Origin of the sequence: uncultured Alteromonas sp. (assembly GCF_963976965.1) — a bacterium.
In the GTDB taxonomy this organism is placed as follows: domain Bacteria; phylum Pseudomonadota; class Gammaproteobacteria; order Enterobacterales; family Alteromonadaceae; genus Alteromonas; species Alteromonas naphthalenivorans.
The window spans coordinates 12,039-37,061 of record NZ_CAXBMP010000012.1 but is presented as its reverse complement, the minus strand read 5'-3'; the positions used below and the strand labels follow the sequence as shown (position 1 = coordinate 37,061).

Sequence of the window (25,023 nt, the reverse complement as noted above, 5' to 3'; positions counted from 1 at the left end):
AATCCTTACACGGGGCTTGAAACGTTTGAATTGAGAAATCGTGGGAACCAACCTGGCGTGGCTTGCTTATATTGCCTATAGGTATCACCAAACTCAGTTTCGGCGTGCTGCTCTTCGCGTTTGGCCAGTCGAACATAGACAACAATGAGAATGGGAAACATGAGCAAAGTGGGTAGTGTTGGCCATTGCAGTAAAAAGCCAAACATGATCACAATGAAGGCAACATATTGGGGATGCCGACAACGTGCGTACCAACCGCTGGTCGCTAAGCTGCTCGTTTTTTGCGCGTGATGCAGGACATTCCACGAAGCAGATAAAACAAAGAATCCTAAAACGATGAGAACATTACTCAAGATGTGCAGTACATCCCAATGCGCATCGCCAGATAACCCCAACAGTGTATGCCACAAGTGACCATTTTCGTGACTTAAAAAATCTACGCCTGGGTAACTTTCGGCTAACCAACCGGACAAAAAATAGATGGTAAGCGGGAAACCATACATTTCAGTAAATAACGCCACGATAAAAGCGGAAAATACGCCTAAGCTTCGCCAGTCTGTTTTTGACTTCGGCTTGACGAAACTAAACGCAAAAAAGATAAATATTGCGGAGTTAATGATGACTAACGTCCAAAGCCCATAATCTGATTCACCGTGCATTGTCGCTCTCCGTTTTACGTCTTTCCTTGCGTGCCTGCTCTAACCCTTCGATATAACCTTGTCTGTATTGATCATTGTCTTCGGTTTGCTCTTTAAATGTTTGCTCGTCGTTAGTATGTGTCTCATGCCCTTTACCATGACTTCCGTGCATAAAGATATGCATCACTGGGCATAGCAGCAGGATCAAGTATGGTAAATAAGGGAAAACATGTTCACCATGCTCGACAAACAAGAAATAGCTTGCCGCCGCTATAAGTCCGATGGCGGACCAACCACTGGGGGTGCGCCAAAAAGGTAATTTTTGTTTATTCACAATACACCTCGCTTTTGTGTCGTTTAAGTTTTCAGAAAACGGTAAATCACTTGATCACCAAAGTGCCACGGTACATTTGCATCTGACAATGAAACGGATAGCGACCTGCCTTTTTGGGGGGAATAGTGACCATCACACGCTTGTTAAGCACTAATGTTTCACTGATCTCCAACTCGGGTATTAGTAGTGTTTCCGCACAGGGAGTCGCATCTTCTCTGTAGAACATCAGTTGTACAGACTCATTCGCGGGCACTGTGATATTGGCAGGTTGATACACGCCATCTTTCACGCGGACTTCGATGCTGCCGTCTCGTACTTCAGTTGACTTTGTTTGGTAAAGCCAAAACCACCAAACAATAAGCCCAATCACGACTAACCCTATCAAATTAATCCACATCATCTTTAGGTTCTCCTAGTGCTCTTTAGCTTTGAATAAACGTAATCGATTCGCGTTGGTCACTACCGTTAACGACGAGAATGCCATCGCTGCACCGGCAATTACTGGGCTTAGTAGTAAGCCTAAAAATGGATAAAAAACACCTGCAGCAAATGGGATCCCCGCGACGTTATAGATAAATGCTCCGAAGAGATTCTGCTTTATGTTTCTCAGCGTTGCCTTACTCACTGCAATCGCATCCGCTAACCCATGTAAGGAGCCTCGCATCAACGTGATATCTGCACTTTCTATTGCGACATCAGTGCCTGTTCCGATAGCAAATCCGACGTTGGCATGGGCTAAGGCGGGCGCATCATTGATCCCATCGCCGGTCATTCCGACGATTTCACCCTCACGTTGAAGTTCGAGCACTTTGTTTGCTTTATCTTCTGGCATCACTTCAGCAACGTAATCAACAATCCCCGCCTTTCGAGCAACGGCTTTTGCAGTCATACGATTGTCCCCCGTCAACATCACCACACGTATTCCGTTGTGCTGTAGGCGGTTAATCGCATCTATTGAGTCTGATTTTATTGGATCCGCAACAGCAATGACGGCAACTAATTTTGAATCAATCGCGAAATACATTGGGGTTTTAGCCTCTGCGGCCAGCCTCTGCGCTTTATCAACGTAATGATGAAGTTCTATTGATTTTTCTTTCATCAATTTTTCATTGCCAAATAGCAAACGCTGAGAATTCAGTGTTGCCGCTACGCCCTTCCCTGCAATGGACTCAAAATCAGTCACCGAGTGGATCGGCACACCTTGCTCTTTCGCTGATTCAACGATCGCCATTGCGAGTGGGTGTTCGGAACCCGACTCCAGGCTTGCAGCTAACGAAAGCACGTCATCTTGATTGTGAGCTGACGCAATAACAACGTCGGTAACTTTAGGCGCCCCCTCTGTTATGGTGCCGGTCTTATCTAATACCATTGTGGTAATTTTCGAAGCAGATTGCAGCGCTTCACCGTTGCGGATAAGTACGCCTGCTTCAGCCGCCTTGCCAACCCCCACCATGACCGACATCGGCGTGGCTAAACCTAATGCGCAAGGACATGCAATAATCAGTACCGTGGTTGCTGACACGATTGCGAAGGCAACCTCGGGAGCCGGACCAAAATTGAGCCACGCTAGTGCGCTCATTACGGCAATGATCATAACAACCGGCACGAAATAGGCAGAAATAACATCTGCCAATCGACCAATAGGTGGTTTTGAATTTTGTGCACGTTTTACCATGTTGATGATCTGAGCTAGCGCGGTGTCTTTTCCCACGCGTTCTGCCCGAAAGACGATAGAGCCTGATTTGTTGATGGTACCGGCCACAACCTCATCGTCTTTTCGCTTCTCAATTGGCATAGGCTCACCCGTTAGCATTGATTCATCAATACTGGTTTGGCCCTCGACGACTACACCATCTACAGAAATGCGTTCTCCGGGTCGAACCCGGATAAGATCATTGAGCAAAACATCTTCAATAGGAATATCAATATCATCGCCATCTCGAATGACACGTGCAGTCTTGGCTTGCAAGCCTATCAGCCTTTTAATGGCCTCTGAGGTTTTACCGCGTGCTTTGATCTCAAGGGCCAGGCCCAAATTAATTAGGCCGATGATCATGGCGGTTGCCTCAAAATAAACATGTCGTGCCATTTCAGGGACATACCCCGGAAAGAACACAACTGTCATCGAGTACAACCAGGCGGTTCCTGTACCCAAGGCTATCAAAGTATCCATATTGGCCGAATGATTTTTAAACGAATTCCATGCACCCACATAAAAATGACGACCAGAGAACACCATGACACCTAATGTCATGAGCCCAATAATCAACCATACAATTCGCTCCGTGGTCGTGTTGACGCTCATTTCCCCGGTTACCAAACCATAGATCATGAGCGGTACTCCAAGCGACAATGCAATGACCATATGTCGCATTAGCTTTTTATAATATGCCCAATCCGCTTGCTCTTTTTCTTCAATGGCAGCCTCATCAGAATCGGCATTTGCCAGCGTTGCGTTATACCCAGCTTCTTCTACCGCACGAACCAGTTCGCTTGGCGAGGCATTACCATTGATAAGCACTGTACGCTGTGCAAAGTTCATTTCTGCGCTGGTGACGCCTGCGACTTGTTTTAAGGCTATTTCAATTTTAGTGACGCAACTGGCACAACTCGCCCCTTGAATATTAAGTTGTATCTCGCCTGCATCGGAAGACACCTGTCTGGTCTGCGTTTTAGTGTCAACCGCTTCGTTCGCAGTTGATGTTTTATCGCCGCCACTACAACACCCATGTGCTTTCGCACTGTCTGTTTTAGAATTCATAAACCACTCCCTATTTAAACCTTGTTATGACTTAAGCGCTGTGAAACCTTCAATTAAATGGCATATCGTATCGGCCGTTGGAGGTTGATCGGGTTTGTTTTGCCACTCTGAAGTGGCTAAGCGCATGCGCTCTCTAAGTTCATGCATGTCCTGATACCGCTGTTCAGTCTCTTTCAACCTCTTTTCAATAACACGCCTTACCGTTGGACACGGCGCATTGGTTTGTGAAGATGTAACTAGGATCTCTTTAATATCATTGACCGAAAAACCTAGTGACCGAGCACTTAAAATGAATCGTAGTCGCGTCACATCCGCCGGCCGATAATACTTGTATCCATTGTGGGATCTATTTGGGACCAAAAGTCCAATGCGCGTATAATAGCGTACGGTATCAACGCTAATATCTAGTGCATCTGCTATTTGTTTTACCCGCATTTTAAACCCCCTTCTTTATCAACATAGTTGTGCTGCTACAACACGCCTTTAATCCTATGTTTTACTCTCACCTTCATACGATAAACCTGTGAGCCGCTCACAGGTCAACACCTAAACCTTCAACAGATCCGTGGAAGTGGCTCATCTTCAAGTTCACTCATGAAGCGTCGCCCTCCCATTGGCGTAATAATCGACACGCGGCCCTTTAAGTCTGTATTTTTTGATATAACACCAATATGTTGGGCATTTTCACCGTTTTTTATACCCCGCCAATGAGTGAGTACTTCGCTGCTAATATCGGGACTGACAATTGCAATAACGCGTCCCTCACAAGCCAAAACGAAAGGATCAAAGCCTAGAATGTCACACACGCTTGCGACCTCTGGACGCACCGGAATGTTATTTTCAATTAGCTCGATATTGAAACCCGTTTCAGTTGCCACGTCATGGAGTAACACTGATAGTCCTCCACGCGTTGGGTCTCGGACAAAACGAACGCCTTCTAAGTCTCTGATTGCATTGACTAACGGGAAAACGCTGGCACAGTCGGACTTTAATTGGCCATGCAACCCATAGTCCTCACGCGCCAGTAATACGCAAGCACCGTGATCGCCAACAGAGCCACTGACAAGTACATGATCGCCCGGCCTTATAAGACTCGTATCCCAAATTGGTGTTTCTTGGCTGTCACCCACACCCGTTGTATTGATATAAACGCCACCACCGAATCCCTTTGGAACGACTTTAGTATCTCCCGTTATTATGGACACATTGGTTTCTACAGCAGCTTGATGCATTTTATGGACAACCTCCTTGAGAGCCGTCATCGAAAAGCCTTCTTCAATAATGAATGCAGTACTGATATACCGAGGGGTCGCGCCAACGACAGCCAGATCATTCACGGTACCGTAAATACTTAATGCCCCCACATTGCCACCTGGAAATGTGTAAGGTGAGACAACGAAGCTATCGGTTGTCATACTCAGAAAGGGACCGGCGAAGGTTACCGAAGCCGCGTCGTGTAGCAGATCTAGTTCCTTATTGGCAGTATTTTTAAACACATCATTAATAAGTTTTTTGGTCAATATTCCACCATTGCCTTGCGCTAACCGAATAGTATCGGTGTCCAACGGTTCTGATGATGCTCGATTATTACGCTCTATGCCTTTGATGATGATCTCCTTGAGCAATATTCGTGAATTTGCCCGACACTTATTGCTGCATCGTTTAAAGGTAAACTGCTTGGGATAACAACAGGAATGTCTGATTGTGCAAAACGTTCAGCTAGGCCATCGCATAAAATGCGGTTTTGGAAGACGCCTCCGGCCAAACCAATATGTTTGAAATCATACTTTTTGCGACAACGCTGGGTTAACTCCCACGCAGTTTCAATGAGTGATGCGTGAAAATTTGCGGCGCGGATTTGTGCGGGTACTGTTTTATCAAATAGGTCAGGCACCATCGTTCGCCAGTCCATTAGAATGAAATCATCACTTTTCTGTATCAAGGATAACGGCACAATCTTGGATGGCGTGGATGCAACACTCTCAAGCATCATCGGTGCTTGCCCTTCATATGAGACTTCACTTTGTTCACAACAGGCAAACGCAGCTGCATCAAACAGTCTTCCCATCGAACTACTAAAATAACAATTAAGTTCGTTTTTCCATGCCTTGAAACTCAGGTGCTCTGGGTCAAAGTGGGTCAAATCGACCTCCGTGAAACTAGTCTCCCATGCAAGTGCTGCGGCGCTGCGCCAAGGCTGATATGGTACTTTATTCCCGCCTTGCAGTTTCATAGGAGCCAATGATGCAATGCGTTTCCAATTGCCCGGTGAGCCCCAAAACACTTCACCACCCCACAAATCACCATTACTGCCTATCCCTGCCCCATCCCATACAAAAACCAAACTAGGTGACGAGACTTCAGCAGATAACGCCCAGGCGGATGCGTGGGCACGATGATGTAAAATTTCACTGGACGGTAATGGGCTTTCCTTGGCCCAACGAGAACTAATATAGCCAGGATGTCGGTCACACAGAATACGCTGCGGACTGACATGATAAAGGTCTTGAAAATCACTGATACATTTTTCAAAATGTTCCTGCATTATAGGCGAATCTAGGTCGCCAATATGCGGCGTTACCACTAGTCGGTTCTTCCATGCAAACGATACCGTGTTTTTCTGATTCGCCCCCACCGCGAGAAGGGGTTCTTCCACGTCATAGGGAAGCGTTAATTCCAGGGGACTTAAGCCCCGCCCTAGACGAAACGGTATAGCGCCTGACATCACAGTTCTTAGAACGGAGTCGTCAAGTGTGTGACAGATATCGCGATTATGATGAACAAAAAAATCAGCCAACATGGAAAGCTGTTGTTGTGCAGACGACGTCGATGTGACCATAGGTTCACCGTATTCATTGCCTGAGGTTGCGATCATCGGACGATTGAATTGCTTCATGAGCATCAAATGCAAACCACTGCATGGTAACATCACCCCCAAATCACTAAGCATTGGCGCTACGTTTTCTGCAATGGGTGCATTGCGTTTTTTTGGTGCAAGCAAAATAGGTCTTATAGAGCTTGATAGGAGCGCTTTATCTTGACTGTTTACCACCACACAGTTATCGAGCCAACTCTGTCCAGGAACATCGCTTTGCGGCTCTGGAAGCATCACCGCAAAAGGCTTGTCGGGTCGATTCTTTCGTCGCCGCAGTAGATCAACCGCTTCAGTGTTTTGCGCGTCACAAATTAAGTGATACCCGCCGACACTTTTTAACGCAATGATTGCACCTTGGTTAAGGCATCCCACAACCGCAGTCACAACATCGTCATCACCTTGCGCGATCACACGACCGCCAACTGTTGAACAAAACACTTCAGGTCCGCATGCGCGACAACTGATAGGCTGTGCGTGAAAGCGCCTGTCATGCGGGGATTGATATTCTTGGTGACACGTCTCACACATAGGAAACGCAGACATACTAATATTTTTTCTGTCATAGGGCATTGCCCGCAACATCGAGAATCGTGGTCCACATTCGCTGCACGCGATGAAACTATAATCACTGCGCCGGTTAGCTGTAGACAGTAACTCGGACTGACAAGCGTCACACAAATACAAGTCTTTAGGCACTGATACCGTCCCGCTTAATGGGTCATGACTGCTTTCTTCTATCGAAAATGTGCCTAAGCCATTGGGTTTAATGCTTTTCTTTTCGAGCAAACACAACGATACCAGTGACGCATTATTTAGTAAGTCATATGAAAACTGTTCAACATCTGATTCTGAGCCTTCAATATGTATGCGCACACACCCACAATCGTTTTTGACCCATCCCACAAGGTTTTTTTCATGGGCTAAACGGTAAATCAAGGGTCTAAAGCCAACGCCTTGGATCATCCCTGTAATGATTAGCTCATACGCAATCGTTTTTGCATTATTTTGATTTGCTTCGTGCGAGCCGGAAGCCGTCATGACTTTATCTCCACTTTTTGCGTATTTCCCTTTTCAATAACTTCTATTACTGAGCGCTCACCAGTACTATACCAGATTCTGCAAGCCCCCTCGTCGGAAACCATACAGGCTCCTTTGGGCGAAGCCGGTATACATTCCTTACCGAAAAATGGGCACCCATCAGGTGCCATTTGCCCAAGTATCACTTGCTCACAGGACGGGGGTGTTTTTAGACCGGTTTGTATAATTCGTGAACTAGAATCGATTGGCTCATAATGGTTGGTAACGTCTAAGTGCGACAATTTTGCAGCCAATGAAAATCCAGAACGCGGTATGACACCAATTCCACGCCAATGCGCATCAACCTGGGTAAACGCTGTTTTTAAAAGAGTTTTAGCCGCTGAGTTACCATGGTGCTTGACCACTTCGGGATAACTATTGTTCAGTGTAATGACTCTGCTAGAACAGTTTTTGATAAGTGCATGGATCGACAAAAGCAGACTTTCTGGATGAAATCCTGAAATACTGACGGGTAAATCATGATGGTCGATAACAAATTGCCATTCTTCACATCCCATAATGGTTGCGACATGGCCTGGTGCAATAAGGGCGTCAAATGTATCTTTTTGACTTCTAAGCACATGGGCAACAGCTGGCCAAGTAAGACGTCCAGACAATAAAACTTTAAGGTTATTGGGCAAATCAGCAAGCAATGCTGCTGCAACCGGTGCCATGGTGGTTTCGAAACCGACCGCAAAAAATACAACCGCCTTTTCAGGTTCACCTATCGCAATAGATACTGCTTCTTGCACAGACGAAATAGGACGAACATCTGCTCCACTATTTTTTGCTGCTATCAATGAATCACAACCATCGATAGCACAATCGATGGGCACGCGGAGCATATCACCAAAACTCACAATGACGACGTTTTCGTTGAGTGCTAAGTGAATCGCGAATGCGATATCTTCTTCTGGACAAATACAGACGGGGCAGCCTGGGCCGGGGATCAGATGAATATTGTGTTGAAATAACGTTCTAAAGCCAGCGCGCGTGATCGCGCGCTCATGACCACCACAGACATTGAGAATACGGAGCGGTTTTGTAAGCGGCGTTTTCTTGATCAGAGATAGTAACGATTCAACACTATACATACTCTTAAGCTCCCCGTTCTTGCAATGAGCGAGAGTCACGAGCATTAATGGTTTCTATAAAGTAAGCAAACCATGCCTCAAGCTGGTTACTTTGCGTTGAAGACACTTCTATAACAGGGGCGTTATTGCCCACTTTACGAAATGACTGGATCGCACGCGCCACATTGAATTCGTCGTGGAACTGCAAGTAGTCGGTCTTTGAAATCAGCATGACATCTGCGGCACGAAACATAACGGGGTACTTTTCGGGTTTATCGTCGCCTTCTGGTACCGACAACAAGATCACATTCAAGTGCTGCCCTAAATCAAAACATGCGGGACAAATTAAATTGCCAACGTTTTCAATAAACAAAACGTCTAGCTTTTCGAGGTTAAATTTCCCGAGTACCTTAAACACCATATTAGCGTCCAAATGGCACCCTTGCCCTGTCGCAATTTGCTCAGCCTGCACACCATGACGCCTAATCCTGTTAGCATCATTTTCAGTTTCGAGATCGCCCTCAATCACCGCCATGTTGTATTGAGATTTGAGCGCAGTGATGGTTTCTTCCAGCAACCGTGTTTTTCCGCTGCCTGGCGATGACATCAAATTAATCACCATCACATCATGTGCATCAAACAAAGCACAATTTGTGATCGCTTGGGTATCATTGCTACTTTTTAGATTCGCATGAACCTCAACGACGTTTGTCATTTGCTGAATAGGCTTTTCGATTTTCCTAGGTGTTTCACACCCACAATTACCGCACATATTGTCTTTCCTTTGGTTCGGTTGATATTTCGGACGGGATGAATTCAATTCGCTGTAAAACAAACTCATCGCCTTGAATGAGTTCTGTCTGCCACGAACCACAGCTAGCGCATATGATACGGTTTACTACTGCACGGCTATGTTTCCCACACAATGTGCAGCGCACTTTGATAGCGCTAGTGTGAATTTGAAGCGCTGCCTGATCGCCGATAGAGTGTGTCCTACAAGTCAAAAAAGCCTGATGCAGTAAATCAGGCTCAACACCTGAAAGTGGGCCGATTTTGACGTGGACAAGACCGACACACTTATCCATATTTGCACGTTGGTAAACGGCAATTGTGTCAAGCAAGCTATAGCACAGACTCATTTCATGCATCGTAAGCAATCACCTGATCGAGCAACTCCCACGTCACTTGCGCTTCATCATACGTGATCACTTGCAGTGCATAACCCACATGCACCATTACATAGTCACCCACCTTGACACCTGATCCTTGTATTAAATGTAAACTGACCTCGCGAGAAACACCTTTGGCTTCGCATATCGCATTAAAGCCTTTTATTCCTGTGACTTTCATTGGAACAGCGAGGCACATTACTGTGGTACCCGTATTGCGTCACTTCTCACTCTCGCTCTGTACACAAAGAGCCCAACCGCCACTAACACTGTGACTGACAGGAGTGCGACTAACAGTAAGGAATGATCGCCTTGGTGGCCCGGATGCGCGTAGCTCGCTGGTGAGCCCAACACCGAGTAGAAAATTAATATTAGTGGGTTAGTAAGATGCTTTGTAATATTTTGGATGCTCATAATAGTTCCTCAACTATGACTAACGAACTTTCAGTTGCAGACGCTCTTCACCGGTTTCATCCATCACGTGCACAGCACATGCAAGGCACGGATCGAAACTATGAAGCGTTCGCAAAATCTCTAAAGGTTGGTCAGGATCATGTAGTGTATGTTTATCTTGCAGCGCGGCTTCATACGCGCCGGCCTGTGAATTAGGATCCCTAGGTCCTGCGTTCCATGTAGTGGGCACGACACATTGGTAGTTATCAATCTTTCCATTTTGCATGACTAACCAATGCCCTAAAGCGCCTCTGGGCGCTTCCATAACCCCGACGCCTTGACCTTTTACAGGCCAATTCGCTGGGTCAAAATATAAAGGGTTGAACGTATCGGTATCGCCGCTCGCAATATTATCAAGCAATTGGTCATACCAATCCTGTAGCTGGTTGACGATAATTTTGGTTTCAACCGCTCTGGCGAGCGTTCTGCCGAGTGTCGAGAAAAGTGCTGAGGGCGCTAAGTCCAAGATAGAAAGAGAGCGGTTGACGATGTCTTGCGCTGCAGCATCCTTTTTCGCATACATCATTAATACACGCGCTAACGGACCGACCTCCATTGCATGGCCTTTCCAACGCGGACTTTTCAACCATGAATATTCAGCACTCGTATTAAGGTGCTTATACGGGGGCCTTGGGCCGGTATATTCAAGGTTTGTTTGCCCTTCGAAAGGATGTAAGCCACTTGTATTTCCGCCGCTATAGCGATACCAAGATGAAGAAACGAATTCTTGAATTTCAGATGGATCATCTAAGTCGACTTCATATACCTTGCTCAAGTCGCGACCCAGTATTGCGCCTCTGGGAAATAAAAATGACGCGGGATCATCCATTGAGGTCGTCGGTAGGTCCCCATAGGTTAGAAAGTTACCCAGCCCCTCGCCTCGTGTTCCCCACTCTTTGTAATAACCCGCAATGGCCAAAATATCTGGATAGTACACTTGATCGACAAATGTCTTCATTTGGGTGATGGCATCTTGTAATTGCACTAATCGTCGTGTGTTAATTCCTGTTGATGCATTCAAATTAATGGGTGACGGTACACCGCCGACGACAAAATTGGGATGAGGGTTTTTGCCACCAAATATGGTGTGAACTTTAACAACGTCACGTTGCCACGTTAGCGCATCTAGATAATGCGCTAGCGCCATTAAATTTACTTCAGGTGGCAGTTTGTAGCCCGGATGCCCCCAATATGCATTGTTAAATATCCCCAGTTGTCCCGACTCAACCAGCGTTTTAACTTTTTGTTTCATATCCTTAAAATAACCAGGAGATGAACGAGGATAATCGCTAAGTTGACCAGCAAGCGCTGCCGTTTTAGCTGGATCCGCATCTAAAGCCGATACAACATCAACCCAATCAAGGGCATGTAAGTGATAAAAATGCATCACGTGATCATGCACATACTGGGTGCCGATCATGATGTTTCTGATTAATTGTGCATTTTGTGGGATAGCCATCTCAGCTTCACTCAATGAACCTATCACGGTGCCTGAATGACGGTGCCCTTTGCCTTTTTTACCATGTTGCAGCGGCCCTTTTGGCATGGACGTCATGGCCGGATGTCCAATAGCCACTCCTAACTTGGCGTTTGTACGCCACGCTTTTCTGAGGGCATCTTCGACTGCGCGAACCGATGCCATGCCATGTACCAATGTACAAACGCCACAGATACGCTGAGCAAACGCCCACGCATCCCGAGGATCTCTGCCTTGCAGGATCAGTTCAATTCCTCGTACAGAGGTACCCGAAGAGAACGCCTGTTTGATCGTATTACCATCCATTTCAGCTTCTATCCTAAGATGGCCTTCGATTCGAGTGATGGGATCGACGACCAATCGGTCATTATTTGATGTCTTGTCCATATGCTTTGCCTATTGTGTCTTATGCGTTTTTACCGGCGTGCTTCTGTCCACCTTTACCCGGTTTAGATTTGTATCGTTCCCATGGAAAAAGGGCTTGGTAAAAACTGCCTTTATCCCAGAAGTCGGGCTCAGAGCAGCCAAGACACGGGTGCCCAGATTCAATAGGAAAACTGGTGCCTTGATTCCACTTAACGGTTGCACACGCATTAAAAGTTTCAGGCCCTTTGCAACCCAGCTCAAACAGACACCAGCCCTTCTTAGCCCCCTCGTCATCAAACGATTTTGCAAATTTACGTTGTTCAAAAAACGGACGCCGGTAACATCGGTCGTGAATGGTTTCACCAAAAAAGGCGAGTGGTCGTTGCAGTGCATCAAGGTCAGGAAAACGCTTAAATGTGAGGTAGTGAACCAACACTGCTGTTATCGCGATAGGCAGTGGTGGGCATCCTGAAATATTGACGATTGGTTTATCAGTAATGATGTCGCTGACTGCAACAGCGCCCGTCGGATTTGGGTTAGCTTTGGGGATCCCGCCAAAAGATGCGCAGGTACCAATGGCAATAATACCCGCAGCCTCTTTGGCCGATTCACGCAACATATCAACATTACTCATTCCACTGATCGTTGAGTAACCGGGATTCCCCATCGGAACCGAACCATCGACCAACAGCAAATATTGTCCCTTGTGCGCTTCCATTGCAGCGCGTCGTGCCTCCTCTGCTTGCTCTCCAGCGGCAGCCATTATTGTATGTTGATAATCCAATGAAATGTGATCGAAGATAAGGCTTTCCAGAGTGGGGGCATGAGAGCGTAAAATCGCCTCGGTGCACCCAGTACATTCTTGAAAGGGCAACCAAATAACAGAAGGTCGTTTTGCATTCCCCAGTGCATTGGCGAGGTCGGCAACCGCACTTTGAGGTAAGGCGAGCAATGATGCTGTCGTAGCGCAGAACTTTAGAAATGTGCGTCTGGATATACCTGACGCTTGTAACTGCGCATTTAGTGTGGGTAGAGACATTTTAATCCTCCTCAGCCGCGTCATTCGTCGATGTATCAGACATTGATTGAATGTCTGATACGATATTATTGAGCGATAACACCATATCTTCTGGTTGAGATTTTATGAGCGGTGGACAGTCACAGATATGCACATATTTGCCCATGATCTCGGCTTCCTCGTTGTAATGCGTTTCAAGCCAGACGCCGGTATATCGTGATTCGATTACCACTGTGTCACCCAGTGCCTGAATATCTGCTTTCACTTCTCCATGACCCAGAAAAGTCTCCAACTGTGATTCTTCACTTGCACTCAATGGCAATCGCCGCAGGTCTATCGTGGTTTCTTCTTGCTGCGCAAGTAACTGGGATAAGGCATGACGAATCTGATGCAAAAGCGGGATCACATTGCCCGTAGTGTCAGCATTAGATGTTATAAAAATGAGTTCTTCGTTCATCGTGACTCCTTTTCAATCGCTGGAGTATTGGCGTGAAAATTATCGGTAGAAAGACACGCACACGCGATATCCATGATGGAAGAGAGCGCGACACTGACTTTTGGACTTAAGGACGTCCCCCACTCGATTGTTTCAGGCTCTACGCCAATTAACGTCACTTCAGTCGGTTTTGAGAACAATGTTTGGCTGGTTAATAAGGTATCGCGTAACGTAATTTGGTGAACAGAGTGCGCCGTTGCCTGTTCAAATTGCTGCGCGATTTCATCATCTTTGAAGACTTTAACCGTGCCAGCTGGACATCGCATATAGGCGGCATCTATGACAATGGTATGATCTGAATTTGACACCCATTCTAATAATTCGTAGCTCAGTGTCCCAGCATCAATGCACGACACATTTGAATAGTCTTCAAACATGGGCTGTAAGGCTTGGATAGCATGTATACCAACGCCATCATCACGCTGTAAAATGTTTCCTACCCCTATTATGGTATATTGCTTAACCTTGTTTGCGACGCGAACTGCTGGCGTACATGTTTTTGCGGATTGCATTAGCCTCTGTCCTCTATTAACTGTGCGGTGCTGGTATTGACCAGCCAATCACAAAGGATAAGGAAACAACAATCGCGCAAAGACCAAGCAATTGAAGCGATTTGAAGCGTTGTTCTTTGGGCCGCAGTAGTACGAGCTTGAATGCGATGAGTGTTTGTATAAGGTAATAAAGTGCAAATCCCTTTGACGCGAGATTAATGATTTCAAATACGTTGGATGACCAAACTAATATGCCGGCAATCGCGATGACAAGAACATAATAAAACTGAGGAGATATAGATAAATGGAAGAGCTCTTTTAGCAAACCACCGCCACCTATGGTATCGGCTAATGCGGCACTTAACTGGCTTGCCGTCGCGGCCACAAGTAATAATATCGGCAATACCCAAATGGCTTGACCCAGGGTATAACTAATGGTTGTTTCATTCAGTTCGGTTATCGGAAAATCGAGAAAAATGGGACAGGTTAAACCAATAAAAACAACGTAAAGGAAAATGGCAATCCACTGGGCATATCGTCCCGCTTTAATACGCTGCTCTGCATTATAGCTATTGCCCATAAAACGCGTGGTTTCGAACCCTTGTGTCACCATGAGCATACCGGCAAGCATGCTAAGGGTTTCAAAATGGCTGAGGGATTGTATCGCCTCATGTTTAAACCACGCACTTTTTACTTGTATATCGTAAGTTGCTAGTGCTGTTAGTACACCAATAATAATCGCCAACTTAATTGTGACTGCGAATAACTCGATGGTTTCCAATCCTCTTGCACCACGAAGCCAAGCGACCAACATAATAATGACAAGCAGCCCACTGGTAAACAATTTGATGAGCGTTGTATCGTCAATAGCAAAGCGGTCAAAGACAAACGCGGCAAACAAGCTAATGTAAAACGCCACAGAAATTGCGTATGCAGCACCGAGGGCCCATTGACTGGCTTTCTCAAGCGTTGCGATACTGCCGTGTGAATTGCGAGCAAGCTCAGGCTCTGCATGACGTATATTGAAGCGAATGACTGAACCCAACAAATATGCCAGAGTCGACAATAAAATAATGCCCAGTAGCGCCCATTTACCCATTACCGAATGCAGCAGTGGTGCAATGATCAAAAAGCCACTGCCAATAATTGAAGCCAGCGGTGTTACTGTCGCTCGCCATTGGACAGATTGTCGTAGGCGAGGCAGAAACAATACTATTGCTACCAACAGTGAGGTTGCCAGCGCAATGGAATTTGTGATCACAGTTTCTCCCCCTTAATGATGCTTGTACCAGCCGGCACGCTTAATATCGTTCCAGGAAGTCGATTGATGACAGGCATAACACGCCTCCACTTTGGCTTTTGGCTCGCCAGCGACTTTGGCGGAAATCATTTTAAAATGTTGCATGTAGTGACTGGGCGGCGCTTCATGACATTGATTGCAATCACGAGATTGACTCGAGGGGTGAATAAACGTCGGCAGTGACCACTTGTCTGTACTGTGGCATTGCACGCAATCCTCTCCGAACAACGTGAAGTGGCGATCATCGTTGCTGTGGCACTGTGAACAATTCAATAATGCTTCTTTATCACTGACGTCGGGATGCACAAATAGGGGATCAGCCGTTTGCTTATTCGCTAGAACATTTTCTAAAAAAGCCATCGTGGCTGCGCCTTCGTCAAATGGCACGTTTGGGTTGGGGAGCATATTGAACCCAATATCGACCAATGCAATATGGTTCATCAGTGAAATCCTAGCATCCTCACCTTGATGCTCAGTATGACAACTAGCACATTCTGTTATGTCGGCGTGAAACGCAGTAGGTTGACGCGCGACGATATGGGTATCATTTGCATGACAGGCGACACACTTGTCGCGCTCAACGCCTTCTACTGGCGTGTGACAACTCAAGCAGTCATCCGCCAAAAACGCATGCGCTTTGCTCAGTGAACCAGGCTCTACCATTTGTTCCCATGGAATTTTTGAAAGATCCTCTGGTGTGTGAAAAAAATGGCTAACACCAAAGCCCGCTGCGACTAAGCCCAGAATGACTATTATCCACTTGATCATAACCAGCGTAGTCCAAAGTAAACTTCACTGAAAATGTGAAAGAACAATACGCCATAGAGCGTTATCGAAATCACGATATGAAATTTCAACCAACGAGCAAACCAAGTTTTCGCAGTGTCGTGAATCAGAATGCTGTATTCAACATCAGAAATGGCATCGATAATAGATAGAACCTTACTCTCTTGTCGAAACAGCTTACTTTGCGCTGAAGTAGGTACACTTAAAGCAATGTATGGAATGTGTCTCGCTGATGTTTGGGCGAAAGTCGAATATCTTACGTCGCAGACCGCGTCTTTTAGAGATTGTTTGGCGCTTGAAAGTGCACCTTGGAGTTCGGTCACTTGACGCTTTTTCTCTTTCACATTTGAGGAAATAAGTCCTAGTACATACCGACCAACAAACCCACTGATCACAACGACCATCATAAAGATGATGATGGAGACTCCAGTAGCACTATCAAAACGATGGGCGCTATGGATGAGTGCAAGAATAGGTCCCAATACTCCAGCATAAATATGAATGCGCAGTAGCGTAGGCATGGCTATTTGCTTGGTCACGACTTTCTTAAGTGCTTTGTTGCGTTTAATGATCATGTAAAGCAACGGAATAAACATCAATACCAGCGCAGTCAAACCAACGACAAATCCAGCAAAGCTGCCAGGGAATGCTGGGTCACGGTGCCACACAAACCCTAGCCAAAGTAAGATCATTAAGACCACCAAGCTGCCTACAATGGTTCGTTCTTGACTATTCACTATGCTTCCACCTCCACATCAGTTTTAGGGATGGCTTGACAGGCTAAAATATAACCACTGACCCTATCTTCTGGCTCCAACCCATCATCAACCTCCATATCAACATCGCCGCGCAGTAATTTCACTTTGCAACTGCCGCAAGAGCCTGCCCGGCACGAATTCTCAATATCAACATCAAGTCCATCAGCAACGTCCAATACGGTTTCATCTGTGCCGGCTTGTGCCTGTGCATTTGATAAACTAAATCGCACTTGGCGCGTATTGTTTACAGGCGTGTTTGGGGCGACCTCCGTTTTAGTGGCCGTTTTCTTCGGACTCGCACCACCGAAAGCTTCTGTTTTAATATTCGCTTCAGGCATACCCAATTCAGATAAAATATCCTTGGTTGCATCCATCATTGCCGGCGGCCCACAAATGTGTGCTGTTTTTAATGCTATGTCCGGCACGAATTCATTTATCAATGCCGATGAAAAACGCCCCTGAGGTCCCATCCAAGATGTGCCATCCGCCTGTGTCATACTGACGAGTACTTTCAACCTTGGGTGACGTGCTTGTAGATATTTTAATTCCTGTTCAAAAATAAAATCGTTAGACGTTCGCGTACAAAACAGAAAATAAATGTCACCGTCCCAGCACGTCGTGGTTAAATAACGTACCGCGCTCATCATGGGCGTGATCCCAACCCCCCCTGAAATCAATACAACGCTACTTGCATCTTGACCATTGAAGTAAAACTTGCCGCCAGGCGCTTTAATTGAAAGCGTATCTCCCACATTTACGACGTCATGCATATGACGAGAAACAACACCGAATTCCTCGCGTTTGATGGTGACTTCAAAGTAATACTGCTCAGTGGGTGATGATGCGATGGTGTAAGACCGTTTCACCGGTTTTTCAACACCATCAATCGTGAGCGTAAAAGTCACAAATTGTCCAGGTTCAAAACTAAATGGGATGACTTGACCATCGGCGCTGGCAAGTCGAAACGTTTTAACATCATGGGTCTCATGAAAAATACCGGTGACTTGCATACTGCCACTATAGACACCTTTACGCGGTGACATAGTCGTAGAAGGTAATACATGCGCTGTAGCGGGTATTAAAACAGCGTCAGTCCCTACAGGTGCGTTAGTAGGTATCTCGTTAGGTGATGTTTGCTTAGTGGGCGCAGAAGCGCTTGCGGTCTCAGTGGACCTAAGCTCTTCTAGCAATGCGGCAGCTCTGCGCATTTTAAATCCATAAACATACACCATGACGACAGTGAAGATCAGCAGAACAAGCATCACTGCAGTATGAAACGGCGTCATGCCAAATAGTGTTGAGGAATCATTCACTGGTGAACTGGGTAGCAAATTCATTTGCGATTTAAACCAGGTTAATGCCACTCTTCTGGGATCTTGCCCATCTTGTATTGCCCGTTTTGCCGCAAGACCACTATCAAAATGCGCGATCCCTTCTTTAACGGTCTCAACAGCTACTTGCATTTGGGTATAGTCATCAACGGCTGCGGCACGGGCGAGCGATTCAAACCCGGTAGTCAGTTGTTCACTTCCTTGTTGCATACGCGCCGACGCTTTGCCTAAGATACTATCTCTTTGTTCCGGCGTGGTTGATTGCATCCGCATTAAAGTTGGATAGAGATCTTTAGGTTTAGGCGCTCCCATTTTCTCCATCATTTTATCCATGCCTTTTGCCATACCTGGCCCCATCATTGCGTTGGCATTGCCCGGCTGACCTTTAACTTGGTTGGCTAAAGGCGGAGAATCTGTGCTTGCCGCAACAATCGGCCCATTCGCTGCCTCAGGATGATGACTGGCATGCTCACTATCCTCAGTCTGTTGCTGTGCGTGCGCATTTATAATCACGAAAAAAAGAACGACGTTTAGAATGACACAATAGCGGTGAATGATTGATGCGCGTTTACTCCCCCTAGTCATGACGCATCCTTTTGTTCAGCCGCCCATAGCGCATTTATTTTCGCAATCTGCGGGGGTGTTAATACTGAGACGGCTTTCCCCACCGAAGCAATAAACTGTAGGCGTAGGGTGCTGTTTATGGCCTCTATTTCACTAATGGTGTCTTTAATATTGTCGTATTGAGGCAATCCTTGGGCTGTCAATTCCCACAATAATGCCTCTAATGCACTACGCTGCTGCGCAAGGCTTTTTTGGGAAGACTCCCACTCAGATTGAATCGATAACAACGTTTGATACTGCGTATCTGTTAGTTCTAATGTTGTTGTGTGGTTTAAGAAAAAGGCTTGTTCACCAAGGTGGTAAATATGAGGTGCACTACTCGCACCTGGCAAGCTTATCGTTGATGAAGGTTTGGATATCTCCGGTGTATTTTGTTCAGGAGGCATACCCATCATCGAACTATTTTTCATCATCATCTTACACATCATCCCCATGCAAGACTTTCCGTTCATTGTCATCTTCTTTTTCCCTTTTCCCATGCCCATCTTCATCTTGCTCGTCGCTTTGGGGGGCGTAGATGATTCGTTGAGTTGAGGGCTGGCATCGCTTTGTTTAACGCCGATATTGCTTTTTGATCGCGCTGCCAGTGAGTTGTCTAATGAGCGCAAAGCTGATTGGATCTTTGCAAAGTCAGCCGGTGCTAACTCGGGCGCAGTGTCTGAAGATTGTGTTTCTTGAGATTTTTCTTTCGAACTAGTTTGTTGTGTTACCGCTGAACACGCGGTTGTGAATAAGACACTAGATAATACCAGACTCACAATAGCCGCTAAACGGTAGGTTTGGTGACACTCTCTAATCTTCACAACGGCATGCTCCTATTCAAAAATATCGATTAAAACCCACGATCAAACTCGACCATGTCATAACGTGCAAGTTCGCCATCAAGTACAATAGCCTCTGCAAAATGCTCATCCTTCGTCTTACCTAATCGAATTTTGCCCACGAATTCGCGCGAGTAGCCGTCTTCCCCTTCAGAAATTGCTGTCGCATCAAAAACGGTGCGATAAACATTAAAGACTTGATGTTCTTTGAGACCATCGGTGTCAGAGACACACACCACTACTTGTTTATCATCGACGGTAACAACCTGCCCACTCATGATGTAGTCATGGTATACCTGGCTTGCACAGCCCCCTAGTAGCCCAACAGACAAGACTGCAATTGATAAAAGCTTGATTAATTTGTTCATGTAAAACTCCCGCGATTATTAAAAGAAAAGAGGCAGTCGCTTTTCCAGCCTCATAACGCATTGATTAGTTCTTTTTATGCTTGTGTATTGGCTTCGCTTTTTCAGCCGTATGTCCCATCATTTGCCCCATCATGTCTTCCATCATGGCCATACGCTGTTCCATCATTTTCATTTTCTCATCGGTCGACATATCACTGTGTTTATGCTCCATGCCCATGCCGCCTTTCATTCCTTTTCCATCTTTCATTCCCATCGAATCTTTGCCTTCCATCATGCCCATCATGTCTTGCATCTTTTGGGCATGCTCATGCAACATGGCTTCACGCTTTTCAGGATCAGATTCACTTTTTACTGCATCTAAAACTGCTTGCATTTCTTCCATATGTGTTTGCATTTTCTTCATCATCTGACCGTCCATCATCGGCATGTCAGATTTATCAGTGTGTTGATGCGCGTAAGAAGTCGCAATTGGCGCAGCGACAAGGGCGCTGGCCAGTAATAATGACGTTAATGTTTTCATAATTTTTCCTTTAATTGTGCTCACATGAGCGGTTTAGGTTTGAAATAGACGACTTGTCACCTTAATCCTATGTCTTAGACTCAGGTCAAGGTGCTATTTGGGCGATAAAAATTCGGCCAAAACCTCAAGCTCTTCATCTGTTATAGGCATTTGTGGCATTGCAGATTAGTGCTATCGTAATTTTTTGCACCCGATTTATCCTTTGCTTTTGATGAAATCCATCCTATAAATCACACGATAAATGTAATTGATTTAGATCAATCCTTCACGACAATCGGATTACAGAATCATTACATTTCCGTAATCTAATCATCGATTTATTTATCCTTGGTTCAAAATTATCTATGCTCAAGCTGCGTCAACAGGTCTCCTCATAGCTACTTTGCAGCGGCATATGCTGAATACCAGATGCAATTTTTAATTGGGTGAGCGGATAATAAGAAATGACGAAACACAAAATTGCGGTAATTACCGGTGCAGGATCAGGGATTGGATTAGCATTGACTAATGAATTCTTATCAAGGGATCCAAATATGCTTGTTGTTGCACTGTGTCGTGATAGCTCAGGACTAGGAGCGTTCAATGAAAAATTTGAACCCCGCCTCATCATAGAACACGTTGATTTTAATAACGAAGCGGCAACGATTGAAATTCAAGAAACGCTTAGCCAATACGAACAGATTGATTACTTAGTGCATTGTGCAGGTATTGTCACACCGCTTAAACCTATTCAATCAATAGGCTACAAAGAATGGCGCACGGCACAAAGAATCAACTGCGATATCCCCTTTTTGATAACACAACTGTGCCTGGATAAGTTTAAACATAGCCGCGTACTGTATTTGACAAGCGAGCAACCCGTTAGTGCAGTGAAAGGCGCATCAGCATACTGTGTGAGTAAAACGGCTTTAAATATGGTGTGTAGTTGTTTTAGACAAGAAGTTAATGAAGATGTAGCTGTTTTTGCCACCGCAGCTCCCGGAAATGTTGATACAGCGATGCAAAAAAAAATCCGGCAAGTGCCAAGCGATGTACTGCCGATGTCGGCCTTTTTAAGAGGCTTACATGAAGAGAACAAGCTACTACCGCCGCGCCTTGTTGCACAATACCTTTGGCAATTGTTAAATCGTATAGACCCAAAGACATTTAGCAGAACAAATTGGGATTTATTGCAAAGCATTGACGAAGCGCCGCTCAACCCAATTGATACCAATAAAACTATTTCAACGAAGCCAACTGAATCTGACTCACTGTCGTTGCGAAACAAGTTAAGCGGCAGTGTCTGGGACGTTGGAAGTACAGGCTATTCAGCGCGGCGTCATGTTTTTAATCGAGCCATTTCACATTTTCCATATGCGATAGTCGTGCCTGAGTCAGACGTCGATATCATTAATACAATTGACTATGCCAATCGCCTTAATTTACAAATATCAGTTAAAGGCGGCGGCCATGGGGTAACGGGTGCGGCCGTTATTGACGGTGGCATTGTCCTTGATATGTCTGCCTTTCAAAGTATAGAACTTTGCGCAGTTGGTCAGTCAGTAAGAGTGGGCGCGGGTGTGAAAAATCATAATTTGGATCTGTTCTTATCGAAATATAAGAAAGTGATCCCATTAGGCACCTGCCCGGATGTCGGTGTTGTAGGAGCAACGTTAGGCGGCGGGATCGGTTTTTTGTCACGCAAACATGGGTTAAGTTGCGACAATGTCTTGGCGTTTAATCTGATCACAGCAGATGGTCAGCAAAGAGTTATAAACACTTTGGAACACTCTGATCTTTTTTGGGCACTACGCGGCAGTGGCGGCTCTCAATTTGGCGTTATCACCCACATAACATTTAGGCTGCACCCGGCTCCAGCTTATGTTCAAGGAGGTATCATTGAATGGCCAATTCAAAAGGCAAAGCCTATTTTAAAGCAATACAGCGATGCTGTACTGCAGGGGCCGAGAACGCAATTCTTATATGCATACATCGCTCGTTCAGCGTTACAAAATGCAAAAATATCAATTATGGGGTTTAGTGAAGACCCTGACTCCAACCTAAATAACATAGCAAAATGGGAAACGGATGCCGATATCTCTGTTACGCATAAACAATACATAGAGTGCCAGTCAAATGAATATGAACAAGGGCACGCACTTTATTGGCGCAATGGGATCATTGAAGGTGAACTTACGGAACAGTTTATTGATGCGCTTTTGCAATGCTATCAGTCTTGCCCAGACAACGCAGCGGGCATTATGCTCGATCCGTTATGTGGCGCGATCCAGGATATCGAGACCCATGAAACCGCATTTATTCATCGCGATGCCTCATTTGTATGTAGCATCACGGGTGTGACTCTGCCCGATCAAGACAATACCAAGGTTATAGACTGGGTTAATCAAACCTATGAACGATTATCCCCATTTTTTAATGGCCATGCCTACCAAAATTATGACATGGGCAACGACTGTCCATTGACCAGTTATTTCGGTCACCATGTAGAGCGTTTGATTGCTTTAAAAAAGAAATACGACCCTCAACTTAGGTTTGCAGGCTCTTTGCAGCGGGATTTACAATAAACCGTTAAGCTGGTGTAATACTTACTCAAGCGCTATGGCGATCAACCGTCAGTTGCAGTAATTAGGATATATACAGTGTTTAAATGGATGTTAGTTTTTACTCTACTTCTTCCCACCATTTGCTTTGCCGATACCGATGACTATGTTCACGCAGACTTCTATCGCGGATTAGTTGGCCTTAAAAAACAGGTTGATGAGATTAATCGAGATTTACGACTATTGGAAAATGCTACGCTTTCCAATGCAGAAGTTAATCGTCGACTTGCGCGTATTGAACAAGATATTGATGCGGTGAAAACGTTATATAATGAAGCGACACGCAATTTGGCCAACACAGTATTAACATTAACAGCCATCCTAGTTGCCGTTATTTCTGCGGTTATTGCTTGGATGAACCCACACTATTACTGATATACAAGTGCTAGAAACGCCGAGACTACTTGTAAAACAAACAACGCTCTACTTTTGTCAAAGGTCCCTTATTATCATTGTCTCACCTTCAACTTAGACTCACATAACCGAATGCGAAAGCCAATACACGCTGCCTAATGTTACAAAAAACAGAGGTTGATGTAACACATACACAGCAAGACTGTGACGTCCTAAAAACGTGATTTTAGTTGATAATTTCAGTGAAGCACAGGGATCTATACCCTTAATAAACATATGGCCAACGCCAATGCCCAGCAATACAACGCCAACCCAAGGAAATAGTGCAACATAATCGTTGGGTGATGACGGCAGCCCCAATTCCCATAAGTTAAACGGCCATTTACTTGTAACCACATTCGTTAAGAACAGTGTAATAATCCCTATCCCAATAAAACAAGCCATGACTGGATAACGTGCGAAGGGAAGGCATAGTACACTGGCCACGGCGATAAAGTGTAAAACACCAAAAAATATCCAATTACTATTGAAAAACCAATAAGTAAATAGTGATATAACGCATGCCCATACCACTATCCACATTATTCGCTTCGCAAAGGATTTCAAATCCACGCGTTGGTGATGAGCGAACACCAATGATGCACCCACACTTAAGAAAAAGAGTGATAAAATGACATACCGAAATTGTTTCCAACCAGGACCATTTGGCACATTCCAATCTACCCAGCCAAAGAACCGCAAGTCATACGCGAAGTGAAAGATCACCATTAATACAATGGCGACCGTGCGCATGATGTCTAGGGTAACGTTGCGAGTGATGGGCATACTGACGTCGCTTAATGATGCTTGTGGGGCTTTTTATCGCGGGTAGACGAATGTGAATGTATGACTTTCCATCCATTACTCGTTCGTTTAAACAAGTACGTTTGGTAGCCCTTTTTGTCAAATGTTGAGCCAGTTTTTCTTACTTCACCAGACACATTTACGGTCGTAATCGCCCATGCCATATCGTCATCAATTGTAATATCCATATCCAATATATCGATGGTGAGGCGTTTGAGTACTTCTTTCTCTGGCTCCACATGATTTTCGACGAGATCACTTAATCCTGTGTTTTGGCCGCCTGATTCAATGTATCGAGCACCTTTATGGTCGAGATAGTGTTCATAAAAAGGCCGTCCTTGGCCCGACTCCCAACCGTTTTCAATAGCAATGATAATTTCTTCAATCGTCGCTTTGTCTTCATCTGCCTGTGATGCAAAGACGCCCAGTGTAGTTGTGCTTAACATCAGGACGAGTGAGATTCGTATAAGTAACGTCATTTAAAGTTTTC

26 protein-coding genes are annotated in these 25,023 nt (G+C 45.4%); 2 read left to right on the top strand and 24 right to left on the bottom strand.

The genetic code is table 11. The features are described from left to right. Positions 1–5: 5 nt before the first annotated feature. The 22 genes from AAC006_RS10970 to AAC006_RS10865 form a co-directional block, all read right to left on the bottom strand. The gene (locus AAC006_RS10970; protein WP_013755267.1) at positions 6–659 is read right to left on the bottom strand and encodes an isoprenylcysteine carboxylmethyltransferase family protein; all 654 of its coding nucleotides are present in this window, start codon (positions 657–659) and stop codon (positions 6–8) included. Further along, complete coding sequence (locus AAC006_RS10965) at positions 649–972, bottom strand: DUF2933 domain-containing protein (RefSeq protein WP_013755268.1); 324 nt, start codon at positions 970–972, stop codon at positions 649–651. The genes AAC006_RS10970 and AAC006_RS10965 overlap by 11 nt, the downstream gene beginning before the upstream one ends. 46 nt (positions 973–1,018) lie before the next feature. Further along, a complete protein-coding gene (locus tag AAC006_RS10960; protein WP_044447459.1) occupies positions 1,019–1,372 on the bottom strand; it encodes a cupredoxin domain-containing protein in 354 nt (117 codons plus the stop codon). 12 nt (positions 1,373–1,384) lie between these two features. Next, on the bottom strand, positions 1,385–3,733 hold the full coding sequence (locus tag AAC006_RS10955) for a heavy metal translocating P-type ATPase (RefSeq protein WP_185864189.1): 2,349 nt from the start codon (positions 3,731–3,733) through the stop codon (positions 1,385–1,387). A 24-nt stretch (positions 3,734–3,757) separates the two neighbouring features. Beyond that, positions 3,758–4,168, bottom strand: a complete 411-nt coding sequence (locus AAC006_RS10950) for a MerR family transcriptional regulator (RefSeq protein ID WP_126873358.1) — start codon at positions 4,166–4,168, stop codon at positions 3,758–3,760. 119 nt (positions 4,169–4,287) lie between these two features. Beyond that, the gene (hypE, locus tag AAC006_RS10945) at positions 4,288–5,358 is read right to left on the bottom strand and encodes a hydrogenase expression/formation protein HypE (RefSeq protein ID WP_260563538.1); all 1,071 of its coding nucleotides are present in this window, start codon (positions 5,356–5,358) and stop codon (positions 4,288–4,290) included. Continuing rightward, a complete protein-coding gene (gene hypF, locus AAC006_RS10940; RefSeq protein WP_126873359.1) occupies positions 5,328–7,646 on the bottom strand; it encodes a carbamoyltransferase HypF in 2,319 nt (772 codons plus the stop codon). The genes hypE and hypF overlap by 31 nt, the downstream gene beginning before the upstream one ends. Further along, on the bottom strand, positions 7,643–8,779 hold the full coding sequence (gene hypD, locus AAC006_RS10935) for a hydrogenase formation protein HypD (RefSeq protein ID WP_126873360.1): 1,137 nt from the start codon (positions 8,777–8,779) through the stop codon (positions 7,643–7,645). Before hypD ends, hypF begins: the two co-directional genes overlap by 4 nt. Before the next feature lie 4 nt (positions 8,780–8,783). Continuing rightward, the gene (gene hypB, locus AAC006_RS10930) at positions 8,784–9,530 is read right to left on the bottom strand and encodes a hydrogenase nickel incorporation protein HypB (RefSeq protein WP_126873361.1); all 747 of its coding nucleotides are present in this window, start codon (positions 9,528–9,530) and stop codon (positions 8,784–8,786) included. Beyond that, on the bottom strand, positions 9,520–9,897 hold the full coding sequence (locus AAC006_RS10925; RefSeq protein ID WP_240621976.1) for a hydrogenase maturation nickel metallochaperone HypA: 378 nt from the start codon (positions 9,895–9,897) through the stop codon (positions 9,520–9,522). The genes hypB and AAC006_RS10925 overlap by 11 nt, the downstream gene beginning before the upstream one ends. Before the next feature lies 1 nt (position 9,898). Further along, positions 9,899–10,126, bottom strand: a complete 228-nt coding sequence (locus AAC006_RS10920) for a HypC/HybG/HupF family hydrogenase formation chaperone (protein ID WP_013755277.1) — start codon at positions 10,124–10,126, stop codon at positions 9,899–9,901. Positions 10,127–10,360: 234 nt separating this feature from the next. Further along, positions 10,361–12,244, bottom strand: a complete 1,884-nt coding sequence (locus AAC006_RS10915; RefSeq protein ID WP_126873362.1) for a nickel-dependent hydrogenase large subunit — start codon at positions 12,242–12,244, stop codon at positions 10,361–10,363. A 19-nt stretch (positions 12,245–12,263) separates the two neighbouring features. Continuing rightward, a complete protein-coding gene (locus AAC006_RS10910) occupies positions 12,264–13,262 on the bottom strand; it encodes a hydrogenase small subunit (protein WP_126873363.1) in 999 nt (332 codons plus the stop codon). A 1-nt stretch (position 13,263) separates the two neighbouring features. Then, positions 13,264–13,698, bottom strand: a complete 435-nt coding sequence (locus tag AAC006_RS10905; RefSeq protein WP_126873364.1) for a hydrogenase expression/formation C-terminal domain-containing protein — start codon at positions 13,696–13,698, stop codon at positions 13,264–13,266. Then, positions 13,695–14,249, bottom strand: a complete 555-nt coding sequence (locus AAC006_RS10900; RefSeq protein ID WP_071978944.1) for a HyaD/HybD family hydrogenase maturation endopeptidase — start codon at positions 14,247–14,249, stop codon at positions 13,695–13,697. Before AAC006_RS10900 ends, AAC006_RS10905 begins: the two co-directional genes overlap by 4 nt. A gap of 16 nt (positions 14,250–14,265) precedes the next feature. Then, on the bottom strand, positions 14,266–15,489 hold the full coding sequence (locus AAC006_RS10895) for a hypothetical protein (protein ID WP_071978943.1): 1,224 nt from the start codon (positions 15,487–15,489) through the stop codon (positions 14,266–14,268). Between the two features lie 12 nt (positions 15,490–15,501). Then, positions 15,502–16,296 carry a cytochrome c3 family protein gene (locus tag AAC006_RS10890; protein ID WP_126873365.1) on the bottom strand — a complete coding sequence of 265 codons (795 nt, stop codon included), beginning with the start codon at positions 16,294–16,296 and terminating at the stop codon, positions 15,502–15,504. Further along, a complete protein-coding gene (locus tag AAC006_RS10885) occupies positions 16,293–17,051 on the bottom strand; it encodes a hypothetical protein (RefSeq protein ID WP_013755285.1) in 759 nt (252 codons plus the stop codon). The genes AAC006_RS10890 and AAC006_RS10885 overlap by 4 nt, the downstream gene beginning before the upstream one ends. Next, entirely contained in the window at positions 17,051–18,988 is a 1,938-nt protein-coding gene (locus AAC006_RS10880) for a 2Fe-2S iron-sulfur cluster-binding protein (RefSeq protein ID WP_105935248.1), read from the bottom strand. The genes AAC006_RS10885 and AAC006_RS10880 overlap by 1 nt, the downstream gene beginning before the upstream one ends. Then, complete coding sequence (locus tag AAC006_RS10875) at positions 18,985–19,830, bottom strand: hypothetical protein (RefSeq protein WP_105935249.1); 846 nt, start codon at positions 19,828–19,830, stop codon at positions 18,985–18,987. The genes AAC006_RS10880 and AAC006_RS10875 overlap by 4 nt, the downstream gene beginning before the upstream one ends. A 29-nt stretch (positions 19,831–19,859) precedes the next feature. Further along, the gene (locus AAC006_RS10870) at positions 19,860–20,216 is read right to left on the bottom strand and encodes a hypothetical protein (RefSeq protein WP_044447444.1); all 357 of its coding nucleotides are present in this window, start codon (positions 20,214–20,216) and stop codon (positions 19,860–19,862) included. A 64-nt stretch (positions 20,217–20,280) separates the two neighbouring features. After that, entirely contained in the window at positions 20,281–20,736 is a 456-nt protein-coding gene (locus tag AAC006_RS10865; protein ID WP_105935250.1) for a hypothetical protein, read from the bottom strand. Between the two features lie 443 nt (positions 20,737–21,179). On the opposite strand from AAC006_RS10865, the gene AAC006_RS10860 reads away from it, so the two are divergent. Continuing rightward, a complete protein-coding gene (locus tag AAC006_RS10860) occupies positions 21,180–23,300 on the top strand; it encodes an SDR family NAD(P)-dependent oxidoreductase (protein WP_126873366.1) in 2,121 nt (706 codons plus the stop codon). Positions 23,301–23,375: 75 nt separating this feature from the next. Beyond that, positions 23,376–23,711, top strand: coding sequence for a hypothetical protein (locus tag AAC006_RS10855; RefSeq protein ID WP_232366234.1), 336 nt, complete (start codon positions 23,376–23,378; stop codon positions 23,709–23,711). Positions 23,712–23,810: 99 nt separating this feature from the next. Here AAC006_RS10855 and AAC006_RS10850 read toward each other — a convergent pair whose 3' ends face one another. Then, positions 23,811–24,515 (bottom strand): heparan-alpha-glucosaminide N-acetyltransferase, encoded by a 705-nt coding sequence (locus AAC006_RS10850; protein WP_126873367.1) that lies wholly within the window; start codon positions 24,513–24,515, stop codon positions 23,811–23,813. 11 nt (positions 24,516–24,526) lie between these two features. Next, complete coding sequence (locus AAC006_RS10845) at positions 24,527–25,012, bottom strand: nuclear transport factor 2 family protein (RefSeq protein ID WP_117316847.1); 486 nt, start codon at positions 25,010–25,012, stop codon at positions 24,527–24,529. Between the last annotated feature and the right edge of the window lie 11 nt (positions 25,013–25,023).

Coding starts and splice junctions, on each gene's coding strand:
- AAC006_RS10970 (WP_013755267.1), bottom strand. CDS start 659: ATGCACGGTGAATCAGATTATGGGCTTTGGACGTTAGTCATCATTAAC.
- AAC006_RS10960 (WP_044447459.1), bottom strand. CDS start 1,372: ATGATGTGGATTAATTTGATAGGGTTAGTCGTGATTGGGCTTATTGTT.
- AAC006_RS10955 (WP_185864189.1), bottom strand. CDS start 3,733: ATGAATTCTAAAACAGACAGTGCGAAAGCACATGGGTGTTGTAGTGGC.
- AAC006_RS10950 (WP_126873358.1), bottom strand. CDS start 4,168: ATGCGGGTAAAACAAATAGCAGATGCACTAGATATTAGCGTTGATACC.
- hypF (WP_126873359.1), bottom strand. CDS start 7,646: ATGACGGCTTCCGGCTCGCACGAAGCAAATCAAAATAATGCAAAAACG.
- hypD (WP_126873360.1), bottom strand. CDS start 8,779: ATGTATAGTGTTGAATCGTTACTATCTCTGATCAAGAAAACGCCGCTT.
- hypB (WP_126873361.1), bottom strand. CDS start 9,530: ATGTGCGGTAATTGTGGGTGTGAAACACCTAGGAAAATCGAAAAGCCT.
- AAC006_RS10925 (WP_240621976.1), bottom strand. CDS start 9,897: ATGAGTCTGTGCTATAGCTTGCTTGACACAATTGCCGTTTACCAACGT.
- AAC006_RS10920 (WP_013755277.1), bottom strand. CDS start 10,126: ATGTGCCTCGCTGTTCCAATGAAAGTCACAGGAATAAAAGGCTTTAAT.
- AAC006_RS10915 (WP_126873362.1), bottom strand. CDS start 12,244: ATGGACAAGACATCAAATAATGACCGATTGGTCGTCGATCCCATCACT.
- AAC006_RS10910 (WP_126873363.1), bottom strand. CDS start 13,262: ATGTCTCTACCCACACTAAATGCGCAGTTACAAGCGTCAGGTATATCC.
- AAC006_RS10905 (WP_126873364.1), bottom strand. CDS start 13,698: ATGAACGAAGAACTCATTTTTATAACATCTAATGCTGACACTACGGGC.
- AAC006_RS10900 (WP_071978944.1), bottom strand. CDS start 14,249: ATGCAATCCGCAAAAACATGTACGCCAGCAGTTCGCGTCGCAAACAAG.
- AAC006_RS10890 (WP_126873365.1), bottom strand. CDS start 16,296: ATGATCAAGTGGATAATAGTCATTCTGGGCTTAGTCGCAGCGGGCTTT.
- AAC006_RS10880 (WP_105935248.1), bottom strand. CDS start 18,988: ATGACTAGGGGGAGTAAACGCGCATCAATCATTCACCGCTATTGTGTC.
- AAC006_RS10870 (WP_044447444.1), bottom strand. CDS start 20,216: ATGAACAAATTAATCAAGCTTTTATCAATTGCAGTCTTGTCTGTTGGG.
- AAC006_RS10865 (WP_105935250.1), bottom strand. CDS start 20,736: ATGAAAACATTAACGTCATTATTACTGGCCAGCGCCCTTGTCGCTGCG.
- AAC006_RS10860 (WP_126873366.1), top strand. CDS start 21,180: ATGACGAAACACAAAATTGCGGTAATTACCGGTGCAGGATCAGGGATT.
- AAC006_RS10850 (WP_126873367.1), bottom strand. CDS start 24,515: ATGCCCATCACTCGCAACGTTACCCTAGACATCATGCGCACGGTCGCC.
- AAC006_RS10845 (WP_117316847.1), bottom strand. CDS start 25,012: ATGACGTTACTTATACGAATCTCACTCGTCCTGATGTTAAGCACAACT.